The following is a 19,668-nucleotide window of genomic DNA, read 5'->3' as shown; positions in this document are numbered from 1 at the left end:
TTGCATCAGTTAGTAATGGAGAAGGTCATGTTATGGTTTTTATCATATTTTTATGGATAGAGTTCCGGAAAAAGTTCTTCCGTCTGATGGCCATATACCTGGCCCCGGATAAAATTGTGGTCGCTTGGTAAAATACGGTTCATTTGAGACATTATTAACGTTAAACTGAAACTTTATTTTTTCTGTAATCCGGACTGAAAGATTTAAATCAAGCAACTGATATGCCGGTACTAATCCTACTGCGCCACTTGCAGACGGGACATTAGTATTAAATGCATCTGCAAAACTCTCAGAAGTATAACTGTATAATGCAGATAAACTAATTACATCATAATTGACAGTAATCCCGTTTCTTGAAATCCATTTGGGAACACTTTCAACCTTGTTCCCGCTAACACTTACATTATTATTGCCTGATCGTATTGTAGCATCCTGATAGCGAGCCTCCATGAAAGAAGTAGATGTAAAAATAGATAAACTGGCTTTTTTTCCTAAAGAGAAATCTCCTTGCAAAAACAATTCAAGCCCAGTGGTCCGCGAGTCACCGATATTAGTTCTGAAAATAATAAGATTATCTTCTGTATCAGTTTGTGCAAGCGTTCCCATACGGTTATTGTATTGCAGACAGAAACCTGTTAGATCCCATTTTAGAAATTTATATTTTCCCCTAAAACCAAATTCTGCATTGTATCCGTAAGCGTCTTTTAAGTTTTTGTCACTCACTTCATAAACAGATTGTGGAATGATGTCTTTGAAAATTACAGGTCGGTAAGCTTGTGAGCATCCTGCATAAAAATTAATATCGCCTGCTATGTCATATTGCGAGCTTACACCAAACAAAGGAAAGCTATGCCTGATTTTATTTGGCAATTCAGTATCTGAATAACCATTAATAATACCACTCATACTGGTTTCCCCTTTTTCTATTCTAACTCCTGTGTTTAAGGAGAATCGTTTGGTAAATAGCCATCGATTCTCTGCAAAAAATGCGATATTGCTCGTTTTAAAATGCAGGTCTCTGCCCCAGTCTGGTGATACAAGCGATAAATCAAAATCCGTTCCCGTTGTCCCTTTGCCTTGCTGCTGTCGGTGCAAGTCATTATTCATATATTGTATTCCTGCCGCAATTGAACTGGTTTGATTTAGAAATTTATAAAACCGGAGTACCCTCAACTCTGTTGTATAACTGTTAAAATGATCAATATCCACTTGTCTGTTATTATATTCAAGGGTAGCAGGCACAATCTCGTCAGGAATGTTGGCGGGTTTATCAAACATCACACTATTTCTTTCTCCCAGAACAGCAGAACTTGTGAATCGCAGTTTTGTTGAAGAATCGATGTTCCAATCAGCTGTTAAGGACGGTATATGAATATTTGGCTGATAATAATTCCTTGAGCGCGTTGACATTTTTGGATTGTCCTTAAACATATTATCAGTCAACGGTCCTGGTATATGTGTAATATAGTTTGAATGCGTCCATTCTAATTTAAAGCTTAAATCTTTTGTAACATCATAAAAAACAGATACGCCCTGAGCATCAAAACTCGAATCACTGTTTTCCCTGTAACCTGTTATCCATTTCCCATTTATCCATGCAGAGTAACGAAACTTGCCTATTTTACCAGATATACTGTTGTACGTGCTTACCAAACCGTATGAACCCAATGTGTTTATTGTTTCAAAAGTAATTTTTTTAATCGTGTCCGGCTGTTTGCTCACATAGTTAAGCATACCGCCAAACTGTGCACCATATTGAAGTGAGCCTGTCCCCCTAACCAACTCAATACGTTCAACCCCTTCCATAGGAGTATTGTAATGACTGGCTGGATAGCCGTACATATCAGAGTTAGTAATAATCCCGTCTTTACGCATATTGAATTCCCAACTCCGATGAGGGTCAAGTCCGCGGGTAGAAATATTTAACTGATTGCCTGTTCCGTCCATATCATAAACGAATACTCCTGGTATTTTTGCGAAAATCTGCCGGCCATATTTTTCAGTTATGGCAGCATTTTTTTGTGTCATGTCAATCACTTCAGTTTTTTTTCCAGAAAAAATATAAGTTCCTTGTATGGGTTCAAGCCGCTGAATATCTTGTGCTGTTTTATTGCCTTCAATTGTTACAGGAGCAAGATGGTGCGTTTTTACTGTGTCATTTGCTGTTTGAGCAACAGCAACAGTTGCATTCGCCAAAATTGCCGTGATAAACAAAAATCTCTTCATAATATAATACTGATTTATTTTTTCAGTAAACTAAAATTGTCTGATTATTTGATATCAAAATTTTACCTGAACAATTTTGTAGCAAATTGATATAAACATCTTCGCCATGTAAGCCATTCATGAGCCGTTTCAGGCGATTCATAATATACATATTTAATTTTTTGCTGATCTAACATCGCCCGAAATGCGCCAACAGATTTTGGAAAAGGACTAGGCTCTTTAGTACCTAAGCCTAACCAAAAAAGTTTTATTTTTTTATTGAGAGCATCGCCCTCTTTATATTTTCCGTCTAAGAATGTCGAAACATCAATTGCGTCTGTACTCGGATAATTTGACGTTCCACTAAATCCGCCGTATTGAGAAAAAGTTTCCAAGTGATTCATCATAATTCTCATCGTTTGATTTGCTCCCATAGAAAGGCCGGCAATTGCCCTGTTTTCACGATTGGCGATAGTTCGAAACTTTGTGTCAATCATTGGAATTACTTCTGTGATTAATACCTCTTCAAAAACAGATGCTGATTGCTCTTTTTTGTCCCCCTGATTATTTTGTGGTTTATAAGCATATCCGTTATCCATTACAATAATCATAGGAGTTGCTTGTTTTGCAGCAATCAGATTGTCTAAAATCAAATTTGCTTTACCTTGGGAAGACCAACCTGTTTCATCCTCAAAACTTCCGTGTTGTAAATAAAGAACTGGATAACGTGTTTTAATATTTTCATTATAACCTGGTGGAGTATAGATAAAACAACGTCTAAATGAATTTGTTAATTTTGAGAAGTAAATATTTTCGCTGACAAGACCATGAGGTACATTCTTTAGCGAAAAAAAATCCTGATCTTTAGCAGGAATTTCTATTCCGCTTCCTAATCGACCAGCACCATAGAAATATAAAGTTCCCGGATCCGGAACAGAAGCCCCGTCTATATTTAGCTGATAATAATGAAATCCTTCATCCTGAGGATTAGAATCCCCAGTCCATACGCCATTGGCATCTTTTACAAGATCATACTTAACACCTCCCAGATCAAGCTGGACTTTATTGGCATTTGACGCAGCAATACTGGCGCGAACCCTACCCTGAGAATTAACCTGAGGAAATTTTTTTTCAGGCTGATTGACTGCTGAAGGTTTAAAATCTTCTGTTATTGTTGTTTCCTGACCTACAACAGATTGAGGATACATGCAGGAAATTATAGCAATTATAATAAGTAATTGTTTCATTCTTTAGTTCTTTTTAAAGTTTATTGTTTTATAAAGCTAAATCGTTTACAGCATTTGCAAGAAAAACATAACAGGTCCTCCATCAGTAGTACATTGATTTTCGCCCCATAAAAAATGTGATTCGTCTTTATTTTCTAAATAGTCCGGTTGCAGAAAGCTAAGTCCCGGAACTACTGCAGCCATGTAGTTTTATTTTGTAATTATGATCCAAGCTAAAAAGTATTCTTTCGATAAAACTCTTTTGGAATTAAAAAGAATTGCTGAGGCTTTATTCCGTTTGTACATTATTCAGATTTTAATTTATTGATCCAAATAAGTGCTGATGAAATATTAGCTAGGCCGGTAAATAATTCATCAGCAAATGTTTAGATTAATCGCTTCATACAATTAAAATCTACTGTTTAAATAAAAGTGGAGCTAACTCTTTAAAGCTTCGACGCCAGGTCTGAAACTCATGTCCTGTGTTATCAGAAACGTAGGAAACAGCATTAAAACCCGCATTTTTAAGGTCTGATACAGCGTTTTTAACACCATCTGGACGTTCTTTGCTTCCACAGCTTAAAAAGATAAGATTTACTTTTGATTTATCCTTAATATCTTCAGGTTTGTAAGTTCCGCCACTAAGGAGTGCATAGTGAGAGAAAACTTCAGGTTTATTAAGTGTTATACTTTTTGTTTCCATGCCTCCCATTGATAAACCTGCCATTGCACGATTAGCATGATTAGCTAGTGTACGAAAATTAGAATCAATATACGGAATTAATTCATCTACAAGAACAGTTTGAAAAGGCTCTATTTTGAAACTTGATAAACCACCAAATTTCACTTCATTTGTCATTCCGTAAGTCATTACAATTATAAATGGTTTTATTTTACCTTCTGCAATCAAATTATCCATGATTAAATTTACACGCCCCTGATTGCTCCAGGCAGTTTCATCTTCTCCCCAACCATGCTGTAAATACAAAACCGGATATTGTTTAGCTTTATCTTTATGGTACCCAGGCGGAGTATAAACAAAAGCTCTTCGTGAAGTATTGGCACTTTTTGAAGAGAAAAGAATTTGCTGTACATTTCCGTGCGGAACATCTTTTAGAGCATAAAAATCCTGATCATGTGCCGGAATTTCGATACCGCTTTCCCAGCGTGTAGAGCCATAAAAATTGAGTGCTCCCGGATCATTAAAAACACCTCCGTCGACAGTTACATGGTAATAATGAAAACCTTCATCCATGATATTAGCAGTAGTGCCTCTCCAATAGCCATCTTCGCTTTTGGAGAGAGCAGTGCCCCCTTTTGCTCCTCCTAAACCAAGACTTACAACAACAGATTTGGCTTCAGGAGCCAAAATTTGAAATCGGACATAACCCTGAGAATTAACCTGAGGATATTCCTGACCTGGCTGATTAACTGTTGAAGGTTTAAAATCTTCAGCAATGGAGGCCTGACTTGTTTGTGAAAAACCGGCAAAACCTGATAAAATAAATGCATATAGCATTACAACTGCATATTGTTTCATATTTTTTTATTTTTTTAGATTAAAAATTTATTTTACTGTTGGATGTATAATTTGGTAGTTACCACTAAGATGCATCAGGCTAAAGAGATACATTAACCCATCATAATAGGGGTCAAAATAACCATCTTCATAAGGTTCCAGTTTAGCGTTCCAAAGCGCATGAACAAAATCCATACTCTTTTTATCTGGATTGACCAATGATGCTGTTGCCGAAGTTCCTACTAATCCTATTGAGTGTCTGAGTTTTTTGACTGGTCCGGCCTGTAGAATAAAATCTGGTGTGGAACCATCAAGATTGTATTGATCTACAAACGTTTCTATTCCTTTCGACCTAAGGAAGTTTTGAAATTTTACAGCATATTCTTCCTGCCACTTTTTATCTTTTCCATACCAGGTATAATCCATAGCGATATTCATAGGAACACGCCAGGAATCGTAACGAAATCCGGCAGGCATCCATGGTGTAGGATGTGGTTCTCCGCTAAACTCTGTATAATCCGAATTTAAGCCTGTTACAGGGTGACATGCCTTATGCAGAAAATTACGGGAAACTTCAGCACATTCTTTGTAAAACTGTTCATGTCCGTCTTTGGCATACAAAGCCCATATTTCATAGAATGCCGGAACATGATAGGATGGATCTGTCCATTCGTATCCGCGTCCTTCCGGCACAAATGATATTTGTTTATGCTCTGTGTTAATGATATTATAGATATTACCTGTACCCTCTTTTTTCCACATGGCATCTAATATCCTTCTTGCTTCATTATAATAATGAATCCCTGTATCATTCCCCCATTTGTTCGAAGCAAAAAGCAAACTGGTTATGTAATATAGCTCTCCGTCTGATGCAGAGCCAGGAGAGTTTTGTTTTTTGGTTTCAGGATTTACGCTCCATGCAAAATAACCTTCCCTTGGTCCATTCTGATGCTGCATGTATTTTACTGACCAGCGCCAAAGACGATCAAAAACATCTTTTTTATTGAACTGAACGGCAACCATCATTCCGTATGACATTCCTTCAGTACGTGCATCTTTATTTTTAACATCAGAAACATATCCTAAAGAATCGCCTTCTTCAAAATAAACTTTGTTAGGGCCTTCAAATACATCATAATAAGCTTTGGCAACTTTTTTATCTATTTCGTCCTGGCTATATCCTGCTTCTTTAAACAGATTACGATAATGCGGCATTTCAGAGTCTGATTTTTCTGCTTTCTTTTTATTCTGGCAGATGGCTAAAACCGGAACAAAAAATCCGAAAATAAGTATTAAAATAGAAATTTTAGCGCGCGAGTTTTTTTTAGATTTTTTATTCATTTTTATATTTTTTTATCTTAATATTAATCTGCAGAGCCTTATCATTCAAATAAAAAGAGAATGATTATTTCTTTGCTTAATTGAAACTAAAAAGTATTATTTGATTTTATTCACACCTTTAGTTGTTTGTACTATTTTTTGAATAGTTCCATCTGGATTATAATACATATAATCTACACATACAGAACGTCTGTAACTTCCACCTGTTGGCAAGCTTCCGTTGTGGTAAAAGAAATAAGATTTACCTTTATAATCAACAATACCTGGATGGGTTGTAAAACTATTGCTTACATTTTCTTGTATTAAACCCTGATGTTTCCAAGGTCCGGTTGGACTATCTGATGTACAATATTCTATTGTTTCTGCCTTTTCTCCTTTACTGGCATATACTAAATAATACATTTCTTTTCTTTTATATATCCAGGGACCTTCTATGAAGTTTTTTGGTTTCAAATAATTAATTTGACCATCCATCTCAATCATGTTTTCTTTAAGCTTTACCCATTTACAGCTAGCATTTCCCCAATACATATAGGCCTGCCCGTCGTCATCAATCATAACTGTAGGATCAATATCATCCCAGGAGTGTTTCATATCAGTTGTCATTTCATTAATTACAAGAGCTTTACCTATTGCATCCTTAAAAGGCCCTGTAGGTTTGTCTGAAACTGCAACACCTATAGCTGCTCCGCCTCCACTCTCCTCATTTTTTTTATGAAATGTCGAAACAAACCAATAAAATTTACCATTTCTTTCAATGCACTGAGCGGCATAGGCATCTCCTGTAGCCCATGAAAAAGTACTTGGTGAAAGTGGCGCCCCATGATCTTTCCATGTTACCATATCGGTTGTGGAAAAAACATGCCAATCGGCCATTTTATAATTAGTATCTGCTTCGGTCGCTACGTCATGTCCTGTGTACAAAAACAAAGTGTCTTTGTGAACAATAGGCGAAGGATCGGCAGTAAAAATGTGCTTAATGATAGGGTTTTGTGCTGTTATTTCAAATGTTGAAACACAACAAAACATCAATAAAATCCTGATATTTAATTTCATGTTTATAGTTTTTTTGGTTATAGATAATTATGTGGTTTTCTTATTTTCAGATTAATTACTTTTTATCAGCATCTGCTTGCCGCTATATTTTACTTTTTTAGGAACGCTTCCATTTTGTTTTACAGATATCCATACAATATTCATTGTGTAGTTTTTTGTCTGACCATTATAACTGCCAATTTGTTTTCCTATAGTTAAAGCTTGATTCTTTTCATTCCAGATTATTGGAATTTCGATATATTTTCCTTTTTCATAATTATAGTTATCGCCTTCATCATCATAAAAAGTGAAACTTGCATTCTTACCTGTATAAATACGAATTTCAAGTTCATCCTGCTTCACTTGCGTATTCTGAATCACATTTCCCATAGGAACGATCGAACCTTCTTTTACAAAAACCGGTATTTTGTCTAAAGCAGCTGGAGATTCTATTGTTTGTCCGCCTTCGAATCTTTTGCCGGTCCAGAAATCGTACCATGCGCTTTGTTTAGGTAAATAAACATTCCATTTCGTTACTTCAGGGGCTGTAACTGGCGCTATTAATAATGATTTTCCAAACATATACTGATATGCCTGACTTACAGCAGCTGTATCATAACTAAAATCCATTATTAATGGTCTCATTAAAGTTGAGTTATACTTAGCTATTTGCCAGGCCTCTGAATAGATGTAGGGCATTAGCTGATATCTAAGATTGAGCATAGAACGCATGTTATTTTCGACCTTTTCTCCATACTTCCACGGTTCAGTTTCAGTTTGATAACCATGCATACGGAATATCGGATTAAAAACGGCCCATTGAAACCAGCGAGTCAGAATCTCATGATACTTTTCATTTTTATACTGTTCTGCTCCCGGACGGAAAAAACCACCAATATCGGTTGTCCAATAAGGCATCCCTGTTAGATTATAATTTAAACCTGCGACGATTTGTCGTTTGTAAGCATCCCAGTCCCAGCCTATATCTCCAGACCAATTGATTGTACCATATCGCTGCTGTCCTAAAAATGCTGAACGGGTTAGAATCGTTACCCTTTTTTCAGGGTTTGTATTTTTTTGACCTTCATAAACAGCTTTGCTGACAAATAAGGGATATGTTAACCGATAAAAATCACCCAGTCCAAAATAAGTTTGTTTCCCTCTTAACGCATCATTTTCCGGCTCAGTTGCATCCATCCACCAGGAATCAACACCAAATGCAAATAAATTTTTATTAAGTGCGTTCCAATGTGTTTTTTGGGTTTCCGGATTAAAAATGTCTATCCACGGACTATGGGGAATAAATACGTTTTTTGACACATATTCTTTACCTATTTCCGATTCTTTGTTTAAATTCTCCCAAACCGAAATAGAAAAGTGGGCATTTAAATCATGAATTTCCTTTATAAATTTTTCAGGTTCCGGATAATGTGTTTCATCAAATTTAGGAACACCCCAGCCATATTTCCCCCAATATTGCCAGTCCTGTACAATTACATCTACAGGCAGATTACGTTTTCTGAATTCTTTGATTGTTGAAACCAAATGTTCGCCTGAGGTATATCGTTCGCGACACTGCCAAAATCCAAATGCCCATTTAGGCAGCATTGGAACATTTCCCGTAAGGTTACGATAATTCGCTATGACTTCATCTGTATTCTTTCCTGCAAAAACAATATAATCAAGCGATTTGGCATTGGGCGAATTAAAAACAGTTTCATCATTAGTAAGTTTTACACTAAGAGATGGTGTATTGCTAGATTTACAAACTATTTTAACAGTGTGTTCACCTGCTTTTAACGCAACCAGTTTGCTCACTGCTGGCGGCAGCCATAAATTAGATTGATTGATTACATCTACATCATCAATCAGAACCAAATGACGACTGTCCATATCTCCAAGATCCAGCATTAATGAATATTCTCCTTCTTTAGCTACGGAAAAATTTCCTGAGTAAACGGATTGCTGTTGCGAGACTTTTTGTGTACCTGATGTGGTAGTTACTTCAACCTCACGTTTTTCACCTTCGTTTACTGTATTTTTAACCAAGTCGATATTTTGACTGGTTGGATTAAAATAAGTCAGACCATACTGATGCCATAATAAACCATATCCCTTATTGGATACCAAAAACGGAATAGCAATCTGTGTATTGACCTGGATTAACTTTCTGGTTACATTCTTTAGATTGTAAAAACCATCCTGGAACTGTCCTAATCCAAATAAATATTCATCTTTAGGAGATTCAAAACCCTGTTCGGCTACAAAACAGGATTCCCCCATAATAGTAGCAGGTTTTAAGATTCGTGAATTTGCTTTTTCAGTTAGAAAAACTTTACCTGATGTATCACTATATGTAATAACCCCTGTTTTTTTATTAAAAGAAACAGATATTCCTTTTGTACTAAGTTGTAAATTTTCCGGAGATTCTTTTAATTTAAAATTAGGAATGTGTGATTTGTTTATGAGGACAAACTCTTGTTTTTCTTTTAACTCCCCTATTTCATATTGTATTCGTATGGATTTTTCGGTAAGAGGAATTATGTTTAATACACCATCAGATAATGCAATAGCCAATTTATCTTTACTCAGCGAATGCTTTTTATATTGTTGCGCACTAATTGAAGTGAATAAAAAACCTAAAATTAAAATGTAAACTGTTTTTTGCATTTTTATATATTAAATTATCATTTATTCAGTTGAAATCAATGAAACTTCAAAACCTTCTATTCGAAGTAGTTTTATGTCAATAACTGATTTTTCTGTTTACAACCATATAATCCTCCTAATTATATTAATAGATCCTTTTTCTCGGGCAACAGTTATTTCATGTCACAGATAACCGTCAATGAATCTTGTATATGGGGATATGTTTTAGAAAAGTCCTGATCGCTTCTGGGAAGCCCTATATTTATCTTTGAAATAATTCATTTTTTAAATCTGTGCCCTTTTTTCAAAAGTTCGGCAAACAAAATATGATTATGGAATGAAAAAGCCGAAAGGGATATGAACTTCCGGCTTTAATTTAAAAACTAACACTAACTAACATTAGTTATAAACTACTTATATAACCAAATATTAACTTTTAAATCTCGCTCAAAAAAATTACTTAGTTCTGGCGCCAACTATATTTTTAATTTTTATCAAGTAATAGAAAAGGTTTCTATTATTATCCAAATGCTTTTTAAAAACTCAAATACACCAATTTCCTTAGTATAAGAAAGCGTAAAACCAATTTTTACAATAAGTGTATTTATTACAAATATACAAAAACTTTTCGTAAAACAATCGGTTGTTTTATGTTTTTATTGTTAATTAAAAATAAATAATCCTGTTAAAAAACATTGTATGTATTAATATAGTTAAAAAAATAAACAATACTAAACAACCTCATTCGTTAATAACAAAATAAAGAGGAATTGAAAGTCTAAATAGTCTTTTCTTTAAAAAATCATAAAAATGAGATTTTACAAAATTTTACGGGAAACTGTAAAAGCAAATAAATTAGTCTGATTTATTTTCAAATTCCCAAGGAAGCCTTTGAAGCAACTAATTGTTATTATGAAACTTAAATATAACATCATACTTATTATAGAATAAGAAGATTTTATTATATCGCTAGAAATCCCTATAAACTATTTTTTATTTTAGAAACAGCTGTACTTACCTCATTTTCGGGTTTCTTACAAGCTTTATTAACACATACATAAATATACGTTTCATTATCTACAAAACGATCCTTTAAAATTGGAAGACTGCTTTCTTTTGTAGAGCCCGCTATAAGAATGTTAGGCAAATAGTAATTTTGAAACTGAAATGCTTTAGTTATAGCATCTTTTCCCGAAATGGCAACTTCAAAATAATTATCGGTATAATTCAGCATTAAATTCAGCCAGTTATAATATTCTGCTGGTGAATGCAATACATCATCTTTTATATTATTTAACATTCTTTCAGCTGTTTTTGCATATACATCATCAGAATAATAATGCCCTAAGTGAAATAAATTATTGGCAAAAATTGAATTTGAGCCCGGAATTACATTGTCAGCAATTTCCATCTTTCTGGCAATTAGATTTGTCGAACTGCCAGATGTAAAATAAAACATGTTTGATTTTTTATCCCAAAAATGCTTCATTGCATAATCTGTTAATTGCCTGGCCCTGCGTAACCATTGTTCGTCTAATGTAACTTGGTAAATGGCAATAAAGGCATCTGCAACAGTGGCATAATCTTCTGAAAAACCCGTGATAGTACTTTTGCCATCTTTATAACTGTGATGTAAACTTCCATCTTTTTTAAGCTGGTTATTGACAATAAAACGAGCGTTTTTTAATGCAATTTGCTTGTAATGCGGATTTTTGAATGCACGATAAGCATTAACATATCCTTTTATCATTAAAGCATTCCAGGAAGTAAGGGTTTTATTGTCCAAATGAGGCCGGGATCTTTTGTTTCTGGCTGTTAATACTATTTGCTTCCAGTTTTTTATTTTGGCTTCCAGTTCTTTTGGATTCAATTTATTTTTTATTGCAAAATCTTTATTTGATAGGTTTTTAAACAAAACATATTGTTGATTTTCCCATAAACCGTTTTCATTAATATTAAAATACTCCTGAAAAAGACTATAATCAGATTTTAATAAAGACTGCAACTCCTCTTTAGTCCAGATATAATAAGCTCCCTCTTCTAATTTACCTTCCTTATTTTTACTGTCTGCATCTAAAGAAGAATAAAAAGCCCCGTTAGAAGCCATAAGCTCCCTCTCTACAAAATCGAGTGTTTCATGAACAGCTTTTTTATAGGATTCATTTTTAGTAACCAAATATGCATCCGAATATAAACTCACTAACTGTGCATTATCATACAGCATTTTTTCAAAATGAGGAATATGCCATTTTGCATCTACTGAATACCTTGAAAAGCCACCCCCAATAGCGTCATAGATTCCTCCGTCAGCCATTTTCGTAAGTGTCGTTTCTACATATTTTTGAATCGGTTTATCATTGTTTTGAATACTGTATCGAAGTAAAAAACTTAACGCCCCCGGCATTGGAAATTTCGTTTCACCAACAAAGCCTCCTTCTTTATAATCTAAATCCTTCTGCCATGATTTTACAGTAGTAAAAATATCTGATTTTTTAAAATTAGTTTCATTATTATTGACTGTAATTAATTGTAATTCTCTGATTCCCTTTACTAATTTATCTGCATATTCAATTGCTTTTTGTGGATTGTTTCTATACAATTCAGAGATTTCAGTCAGCGCTTTAGTCCACTCCTCTTTTGTAAAATATGTTCCTCCAAAAATAGGGCGACCATCAGGAAGCGCAATACAGTTTAATGGCCAACCACCTTTTCCTGTCATCAATTGTACTGCATTCATGTAGATTTGGTCAATATCTGGACGCTCTTCCCTGTCTACTTTTATACTCACAAAATTATCGTTCATTAATTTCGCCACAGCTTCGTTTTCAAAACTCTCTTCTTCCATCACATGACACCAATGACATGCCGAATAACCTACAGAAATAATAATAAGCTTATTTTCTTCTTTTGCTTTTTGAAGAGCTTCATTATTCCATGCTTTCCAGTCTACCGGATTATGTGCATGCTGTAAAAGATACGGACTCGTTTCATCAATCAGGTCATTGGTATATTTATGATTTTCCTGATTATTCTGTTTGCTGTTACAACTAATAATAAGACATGAAATGATTAATAAAAGGGATAAAAAACGCATATAAAAGAAATAAAAACAAATGATTAATTATATGAAAAGGAGAGTATATTTTTAACTAAGAAGCTAAAATAACAATTTATATTTAATAGATTCAATGTTATCAAATTATGCTTCAAATATGCTATTAAACGCTTCAAAATTGACAATCATATTTCAACTTTCAAACTATTTTTACCGATTAGTTTTTATCAAAAATGAATAAAAACATGTTCATTCTGACAAAATTTATTAAATTTTTTTTTTTAAACAGGTATATAACTACTACTAAAAAAAACAGCATCTTACTATGAATAATACATCGCAAAAACTTTCAGTAATAGAAAAAATAGGTTATGGTTTAGGTGATTTTGCAGCAAATTTGATTTTTCAGACATTATTGACCTTTCTGGCTTTCTTTTACACAGATGTTTATAAAATTCCTGCCGGAACAGCAAGTATTATTATTTTTATTGGTGGTTTTATAGGTGCTTTTTTCAATATTATTATGGGAATTATTGCTGATCGTACTAAAACCAGATGGGGAAAGTTCAGACCCTGGATATTATGGACTGCATTTCCATTTGGGATTGCTTCAGTCCTCTCTTTTCTTACTCCGGATTTTTCACTAAGAGGCAAAATAGCCTATACATTCCTAACTTACTTTTTTCTAGTCTTAATTTATGCTGCAAACAATTTACCTTATGTTGCTTTAAGCGGTGTGTTGACAGGCGATATGAAAGAAAGAAACAGTCTCTCTTCCTATCGTTTTGTAGCTGTAATGATAGCTCAGTTTATAATTCAGTCGCTTTTATTGCCACTCGTTTTAATTTTAGGACATGGTGACAAAGCTGTTGGTTTTAAAAATACGATGCTATTATTCGCTATTATAGGAGTAACTTGTTTGCTGATTACTTTCTTCACCACAAAAGAAAGAATCGTCCCTAAAAAGAATCAGGAATCTTCCGTTAAGCAGGATTTTATAGATTTATCTAAAAACGGCCCTTGGATTGTGATGCTGCTAGTTACTATTTTGGTTTTTATAACCTTGTCCTTAAAGGGTGGCATGTATGTTTTTTATTTTAAATATTATTTAGATCCTGCTGCCCAAACTCTTTTTTTGAAGGATATTGGCTTCACTACATTTATTGGTTCGGTGAATAAGTTGTTAACAGGAATGGGATTAACAGATCTTCAGTGGCCAAAAGATGCTCCTACTTCTGCTTTCAGCCTTTTTAATGCTGGTGGAATTCTTTTTATGATTTTTGGGATTATGTTTTCAAAGTCGCTTGCAAATTCATTTGGAAAAAGAAATATTTACATCACCTTTATATTTTTATCAGCTATAAGTTTATTGCTTTTTAATTTTTACAGTAAAACAGCCATTACAATGGTTTTCGTTACGCAACTACTACATGGATTTATTTATGGCATAACAATTCCTTTATTGTGGGCAATGATCGCTGATGTAGCAGATTATAGTGAATGGAAAAACAACAGAAGAGCAACAGCAACTGTTTTTTCGGCAATGGTATTTGGATTAAAGACAGGAATAAGTATTGGAGGTGCTCTGGGAGCCGCTTTTTTATCCAAATACGGTTATGTAGCTGAAGAAGTTCATCAGGTATCAGCAACTATTGAAGGAATTAAATTATCAATAAGCATTTATCCTGGTTTTATATTTATTATAAGTGCTGTTTTATTATGCTTTTATGTAATTGACAAAGACATGGAAATTGAAATTGAAAATGATTTAAGAAAAAGAAGAGAAAACTAATACTCTTTTGAATAACCAAAAAAATAAGGTTTTTTAAACTAAAACTTATTTATTTATAATAAAAAACACACAACAATTATCATTCAAAATAGTACTAAAGTTGATTCGAAAAAAAACAAATAGTTGGTTTTCAATTAAAATAGTATATATTTAATTCTAATTTCACTAATCATAATATAAATGTTTTCACAAAAATGTTTTAGAATCTGCGTTATCTTATTCTTTACAATTCATTGTATGTTTTCACAAAATACATTTGAAAACTATCAGTTTAGACTCGTAAGTAAAGAAACTTCCAAAAGCGGCATTTACACCATTGCACAGGATCAGTCCGGAGTTATCTGGATTGGCACAAACGGAGCTGGTCTATACAAATTCGATGGAGTTAACTATGTGGCTTACGAACAAAACTCTAAAATAACCAATTCTATTAATAGCAATTTGATTTACGTTATTTACGTAGATAAACGCAACCGATTGTGGGTAGGCACAGACGAAGGTTTATGCCTGTACAACAGAAATTTGAATACTTTTGAAAATATCGAAATTCAAAAGAAAACCGGAAACGAAACGGTAATTTCTGTTAAAAGTATTGTAGAAGATAAAAATGGAAATCTTTTTTTGGGAACATTTAATGGCGGCCTATTAAAACTCAATACTGATACCCGAAAAATTACTCCAATAAAACTAGACATCCCAAATTCAGAAAGTTGCCTTATTAATTGTCTTGCAAAAGATAAAAATGGTACGATCTATTTAGGAACTAACTTTGGCCTAAAAGTAGTTGACCCAATAAAAAATAAAATTAAAAAATTAGAAATCAACAATGCTGATCAACTTCTTAAAGGTACTTTAGTATCGATGTGCATTGACAGCAAACAAAATTTATGGATTGGCAATGGCTATAAAGGTCTGGTAAAAATAGACTTAAATCAGAAAACCAAACAAGCTATCTTATATCCCATAACACGGAAGAGAATTATGTCTATAATGGCAACAGACCCTGAAACAATTTTGTGTGCTACAGAAAATGATGGGCTAATTATTGTAGATAATCATGGCGATATACAGAAAAAATATGTCAACAGCAAATTCAATACCCGTAGCTTAAGCTCAAACTCTGTCTGGTCTTTATTTTTAGATAAAGAAAAAAGAATCTGGCTGGGTTATTATAACAAAGGTCTGGGCGTTTTTGACAAGATAAACAGTAAAGTAAATATTATAGAAAGCCTCCCGGGAAATCCTCAATCATTACAAACCAGTTGTGTCACCGGTATTGCAAAGGATAGTGAAGGCCAATTATGGATTTCTATGGAAGGAGGTGGAGTTGATGTTTATAATCCGGAAACTAAACTTTTTAAACATATTACCAAATCTGACACCAGCCTGTATTCCGGGTTAACTAATGACAATATTACAAACGTATTTATAGATAAAAATCAGAACGTTTGGTTATCAAGCTGGAATGAAGGTATTTTTGTTTTAAAAAAAGGAAGCAGAAACTTTATTAATTACAATACAAAAAATACTCCTGGTTTGACTTCAGACAATATTATGAGTATTGCCCAGGATTCCAGGGGTGTTATCTGGATAGGTACTTTTGCAAAAGGGCTTCACTATTATACGCCATCAGATGGCAAATTTTATCATTGCGACTCTAAACCATTTTACACAAATAGACTCACTAATTTAGATATCCGAAAAGTAATTGTTGATTCTGAAAATGATGTTTGGATTGGTTCCACAACAGGTCTCTACAAAGTTAATACGGATGATTTTGTCACTTTTTCAATAACTTCTTTTCGGAATAAAATGTCTGAAAAGCTTAAAAATCATAAAAGTACACATACCATCAACACTTTATATCAAGCCAGCAACAAAGAAATCTGGATTGGTACTGATGGTGCCGGACTGTTTAGCTACAATAAAAAAACAGATGTGTTAAAATGGTATATTAATTTCAAAGGGCTACATGAAAAATCTATTTCTTCAATTTCTGAATCGAATGATGGATCTATTTGGATAAGTGGAAAAAAAGGAATTACCAAACTAGATTTAAAAAACAAAATTTCACTCAATTATTCTACATATGATGGATTGCTTGGAAACGACTTTAATAACAACTCTGTACTAAAAGATAAAAATGGACTACTTTATTTTGGAAGCTACGAAGGCGTAAATTATTTTGACCCTGCAAGTTTAGTCAGAAGCAAAAAACAGCTTCCGATTTACCTGACTGATCTAAAACTTTTTAACAAATCAGTAGGACCTCTCGAAAAAAACTCACCTCTGATTAAAGTGTTATCGGAGACAAAAAAAATAATCCTTAAACATGATCAGTCAGTATTTACAATTGATTTCATTGCTATTAATTATTCTTTTCCTGCCAGAAATGAGTTTGCTTATTATTTAGAAGGATTCGAAGATTCGTGGAATTATGTTGGGAGTAAACGTTCTGCTACTTACACTAACTTAGCACCAGGTAATTATGTCTTTAAGGTTAAAGCATCAGAAAAAAACGGCGTTTGGAATGATCAACCATTAGAATTGAAAATCGAAATTTTACCGCCATGGTGGAAAACATCTTTTGCTTATCTGTTTTATTCCTTATTATTATTCGCTGCAGTACATTTTGCTAATCAACACTATCAAAATCGTTTTAAACAAAAACAAATGATAGCGTTTGAACAGAAAAAAGCGATTCAGATTGAAAAATTAAACAACAAAAAATTACAATTCTTCACCAATATATCACATGAGTTCAGGACTCCTCTTACTTTAATTTTAAATCCATTAGCAGATATAATAAAGAATAACAGTACGGAATTACCTGAAGGGGTGGTGAATAAACTGAAAACTATTCAAAAAAGTTCAGACAGGCTTTCAAGATTAATCAATGAGTTAATGGATTTCAACCAATTGCAGTTTAACCAAATGACCATTAAACTACAACTTATTGAAGTGATAAGCTTTACGAAAGAAATTGTCAGTTATTTTGATGAAGAAGCATCCAGCAGGGGTATTGATCTGCAGTTTGAGTCTAATAAAACATCTTTAAAAGACTGGGTAGATCCTAAAATGTTCGAGAAAATTATTTTTAATGTAGTATCCAATGCTTTCAAGGTTACTCCCGATAATGGAAAAATAAAGGTAAAAATAGTGATGAATGAGGAATTTATAAATTTTCCGATGATCAATTCCACCAACACTTATCCCTCATTTGAAATTATTGTGGAAGACAACGGTGCGGGACTTGACAAAAAAGATATTAAGAAAATATTTGACCGTTTTTATCAGGTCAACAACTTAAACAAGGCTTATTACGGAAGTACCGGAATAGGATTAGAAGTTGTACGCGGGTTTGTGGAATTACATAAAGGAATTATTGAAGTAGAAAGTGAATTGGGAGTTGGTACAACTTTCAAACTAATATTCCCAATTGGAAAAGATTTTTTTAATGCAAACGAAATATCATTTGAAGAATATAAAAAAGAGAAAAAGATAAGCTACACACCAGCAATTGAAAAAACAGAAGATCAATCACAAGATGACCAGGAAAAACAAGATCGAATTTATACGATTTTGATTGTTGAAGACAATGTAGAATTGCGAAATTATTTAAAAAATGAGCTCAAAAAAGAATATAAAGTTTTAATGGCTGAAAATGGTCAGGTTGGTTTAGAATTAGCTCTGCAAAAATTGCCTGACTTAATTTTAACAGATGTAATTATGCCTGTAATGAGCGGTTTGGAATTGTGCAAAAATATTAAAGCCAACTTAAAAACAAGTCATATTCCGTTAATGATGCTGTCAGCTAAAGCCTTGATTAAAGATAAATTAGAAGGCATTGATTCCGGTGCAGATATGTACCTGAGTAAACCTTTTGATATGGACATTTTGAGGTCAAGTCTGATACAATTAATTAACAGCAGGCAGATTATGTTCAACAAATTCTACAATGGAATTACGCCAAAAGCAAAAGAAAAAACAACTACTTTAGATAACGAGTTTATAAAAAACACCCTGAATTACATTAATGAAAACATTAGCGAACCCGAACTAAGCGTTGAAGTTTTAGCTTCAAAAGTGTTTTTGAGCAGAAGCCAGTTGTATCGAAAAATTAAAACCCTAACAGGAGTCTCTGTAAATGAATTTATACGAAATGTCCGCTTAGAAAAGGCAAAAGAACTCATAGAACTTGGCAATGATAATATAACAGAAATTAGTTATAAAGTTGGCTTTAGTTCTCCTTCCTATTTTACAAAATGCTATAAAGAAAAATACGGATACCTGCCCACACATAATAACAAACAATAAACATTAAAAATAGTTACATTAAATTAAGACAGTTTTGATACTGTCTTTTTTTATCCCAGAGTACGCATTAGCCATTGTTATGATGCTGAATTATTCAATAAAAGCAAGTGCTCAAGGATTATTTTAAATGAGGAATACTTTTGTATTTTGATTTTAAAAATTGGAGTAAGTACTTGGTTTTGAAGAAGAATTCAAATGTAGTAGATTTCTAATGCGGACTCTGGGTTTATTTAGCATATCGATTACCTCATGTATGTTTGAATACATCCTCCTATTCATTCATCAGCTAATTATGAGTTAAAATTTTCTTCAATTTTATCTTACATTTCAATTTTTCAATATTATGAAATGTAAAAAAAAATTATTTTATTTTTTTTGATACTAAAAAAATAAGATAAAATTATTAATAATTTCTAAGCTAAATTTCTTTATGCAAACAATCCCTACATACTGATTTTACTGGTTTTGTACATTTTATGCTACAAATTTGATAGTTTTTGCATCATTTGTGATATGTGAAATTTATGTT

At 33.3% G+C, this 19,668-nt stretch carries 10 protein-coding genes; 2 read left to right on the top strand and 8 right to left on the bottom strand.

Features of this window, described 5'->3' with window-relative positions:
- Positions 1 to 42 precede the first annotated feature (42 nt).
- The 8 genes from ACNC7R_RS08590 to ACNC7R_RS08555 all read right to left on the bottom strand — a co-directional run bounded on the left by ACNC7R_RS08590 (position 43) and on the right by ACNC7R_RS08555 (position 13,069).
- Positions 43 to 2,226: a TonB-dependent receptor family protein gene (locus ACNC7R_RS08590; protein WP_417940529.1), complete on the bottom strand. Its 2,184-nt coding sequence runs from the start codon at positions 2,224 to 2,226 to the stop codon at positions 43 to 45.
- Positions 2,227 to 2,288: 62 nt separating this feature from the next.
- A complete protein-coding gene (locus ACNC7R_RS08585) occupies positions 2,289 to 3,452 on the bottom strand; it encodes an alpha/beta hydrolase (RefSeq protein WP_417940528.1) in 1,164 nt (387 codons plus the stop codon).
- 45 nt (positions 3,453 to 3,497) lie between these two features.
- Positions 3,498 to 3,635, bottom strand: a complete 138-nt coding sequence (locus tag ACNC7R_RS08580) for a hypothetical protein (RefSeq protein WP_417940527.1) — start codon at positions 3,633 to 3,635, stop codon at positions 3,498 to 3,500.
- A 211-nt stretch (positions 3,636 to 3,846) separates the two neighbouring features.
- Positions 3,847 to 4,971, bottom strand: coding sequence for an alpha/beta hydrolase-fold protein (locus ACNC7R_RS08575; RefSeq protein WP_417940526.1), 1,125 nt, complete (start codon positions 4,969 to 4,971; stop codon positions 3,847 to 3,849).
- Between the two features lie 27 nt (positions 4,972 to 4,998).
- Positions 4,999 to 6,291, bottom strand: a complete 1,293-nt coding sequence (locus ACNC7R_RS08570; RefSeq protein WP_417940524.1) for a glycosyl hydrolase family 8 — start codon at positions 6,289 to 6,291, stop codon at positions 4,999 to 5,001.
- Between the two features lie 96 nt (positions 6,292 to 6,387).
- The gene (locus ACNC7R_RS08565; protein WP_417940522.1) at positions 6,388 to 7,347 is read right to left on the bottom strand and encodes a glycoside hydrolase family 43 protein; all 960 of its coding nucleotides are present in this window, start codon (positions 7,345 to 7,347) and stop codon (positions 6,388 to 6,390) included.
- Positions 7,348 to 7,398: 51 nt separating this feature from the next.
- The gene (locus tag ACNC7R_RS08560) at positions 7,399 to 9,996 is read right to left on the bottom strand and encodes a TIM-barrel domain-containing protein (RefSeq protein WP_417940521.1); all 2,598 of its coding nucleotides are present in this window, start codon (positions 9,994 to 9,996) and stop codon (positions 7,399 to 7,401) included.
- Between the two features lie 958 nt (positions 9,997 to 10,954).
- Entirely contained in the window at positions 10,955 to 13,069 is a 2,115-nt protein-coding gene (locus ACNC7R_RS08555) for a thioredoxin domain-containing protein (RefSeq protein WP_417940520.1), read from the bottom strand.
- 286 nt (positions 13,070 to 13,355) lie between these two features.
- Between ACNC7R_RS08555 and ACNC7R_RS08550 the strand changes: the two genes are divergently transcribed.
- Both ACNC7R_RS08550 and ACNC7R_RS08545 read left to right on the top strand, forming a co-directional pair.
- The gene (locus ACNC7R_RS08550) at positions 13,356 to 14,822 is read left to right on the top strand and encodes an MFS transporter (RefSeq protein ID WP_417940519.1); all 1,467 of its coding nucleotides are present in this window, start codon (positions 13,356 to 13,358) and stop codon (positions 14,820 to 14,822) included.
- 237 nt (positions 14,823 to 15,059) lie between these two features.
- Positions 15,060 to 19,139, top strand: coding sequence for a two-component regulator propeller domain-containing protein (locus tag ACNC7R_RS08545; RefSeq protein ID WP_417940518.1), 4,080 nt, complete (start codon positions 15,060 to 15,062; stop codon positions 19,137 to 19,139).
- The last annotated feature ends 529 nt before the right edge of the window (positions 19,140 to 19,668 follow it).

It is taken from the genome of Flavobacterium adiutor (assembly GCF_048282555.1).
GTDB lineage: Bacteria > Bacteroidota > Bacteroidia > Flavobacteriales > Flavobacteriaceae > Flavobacterium.
Note: the sequence above shows the minus strand (reverse complement) of the source record. Positions and strands in the feature narration are given on the sequence as shown.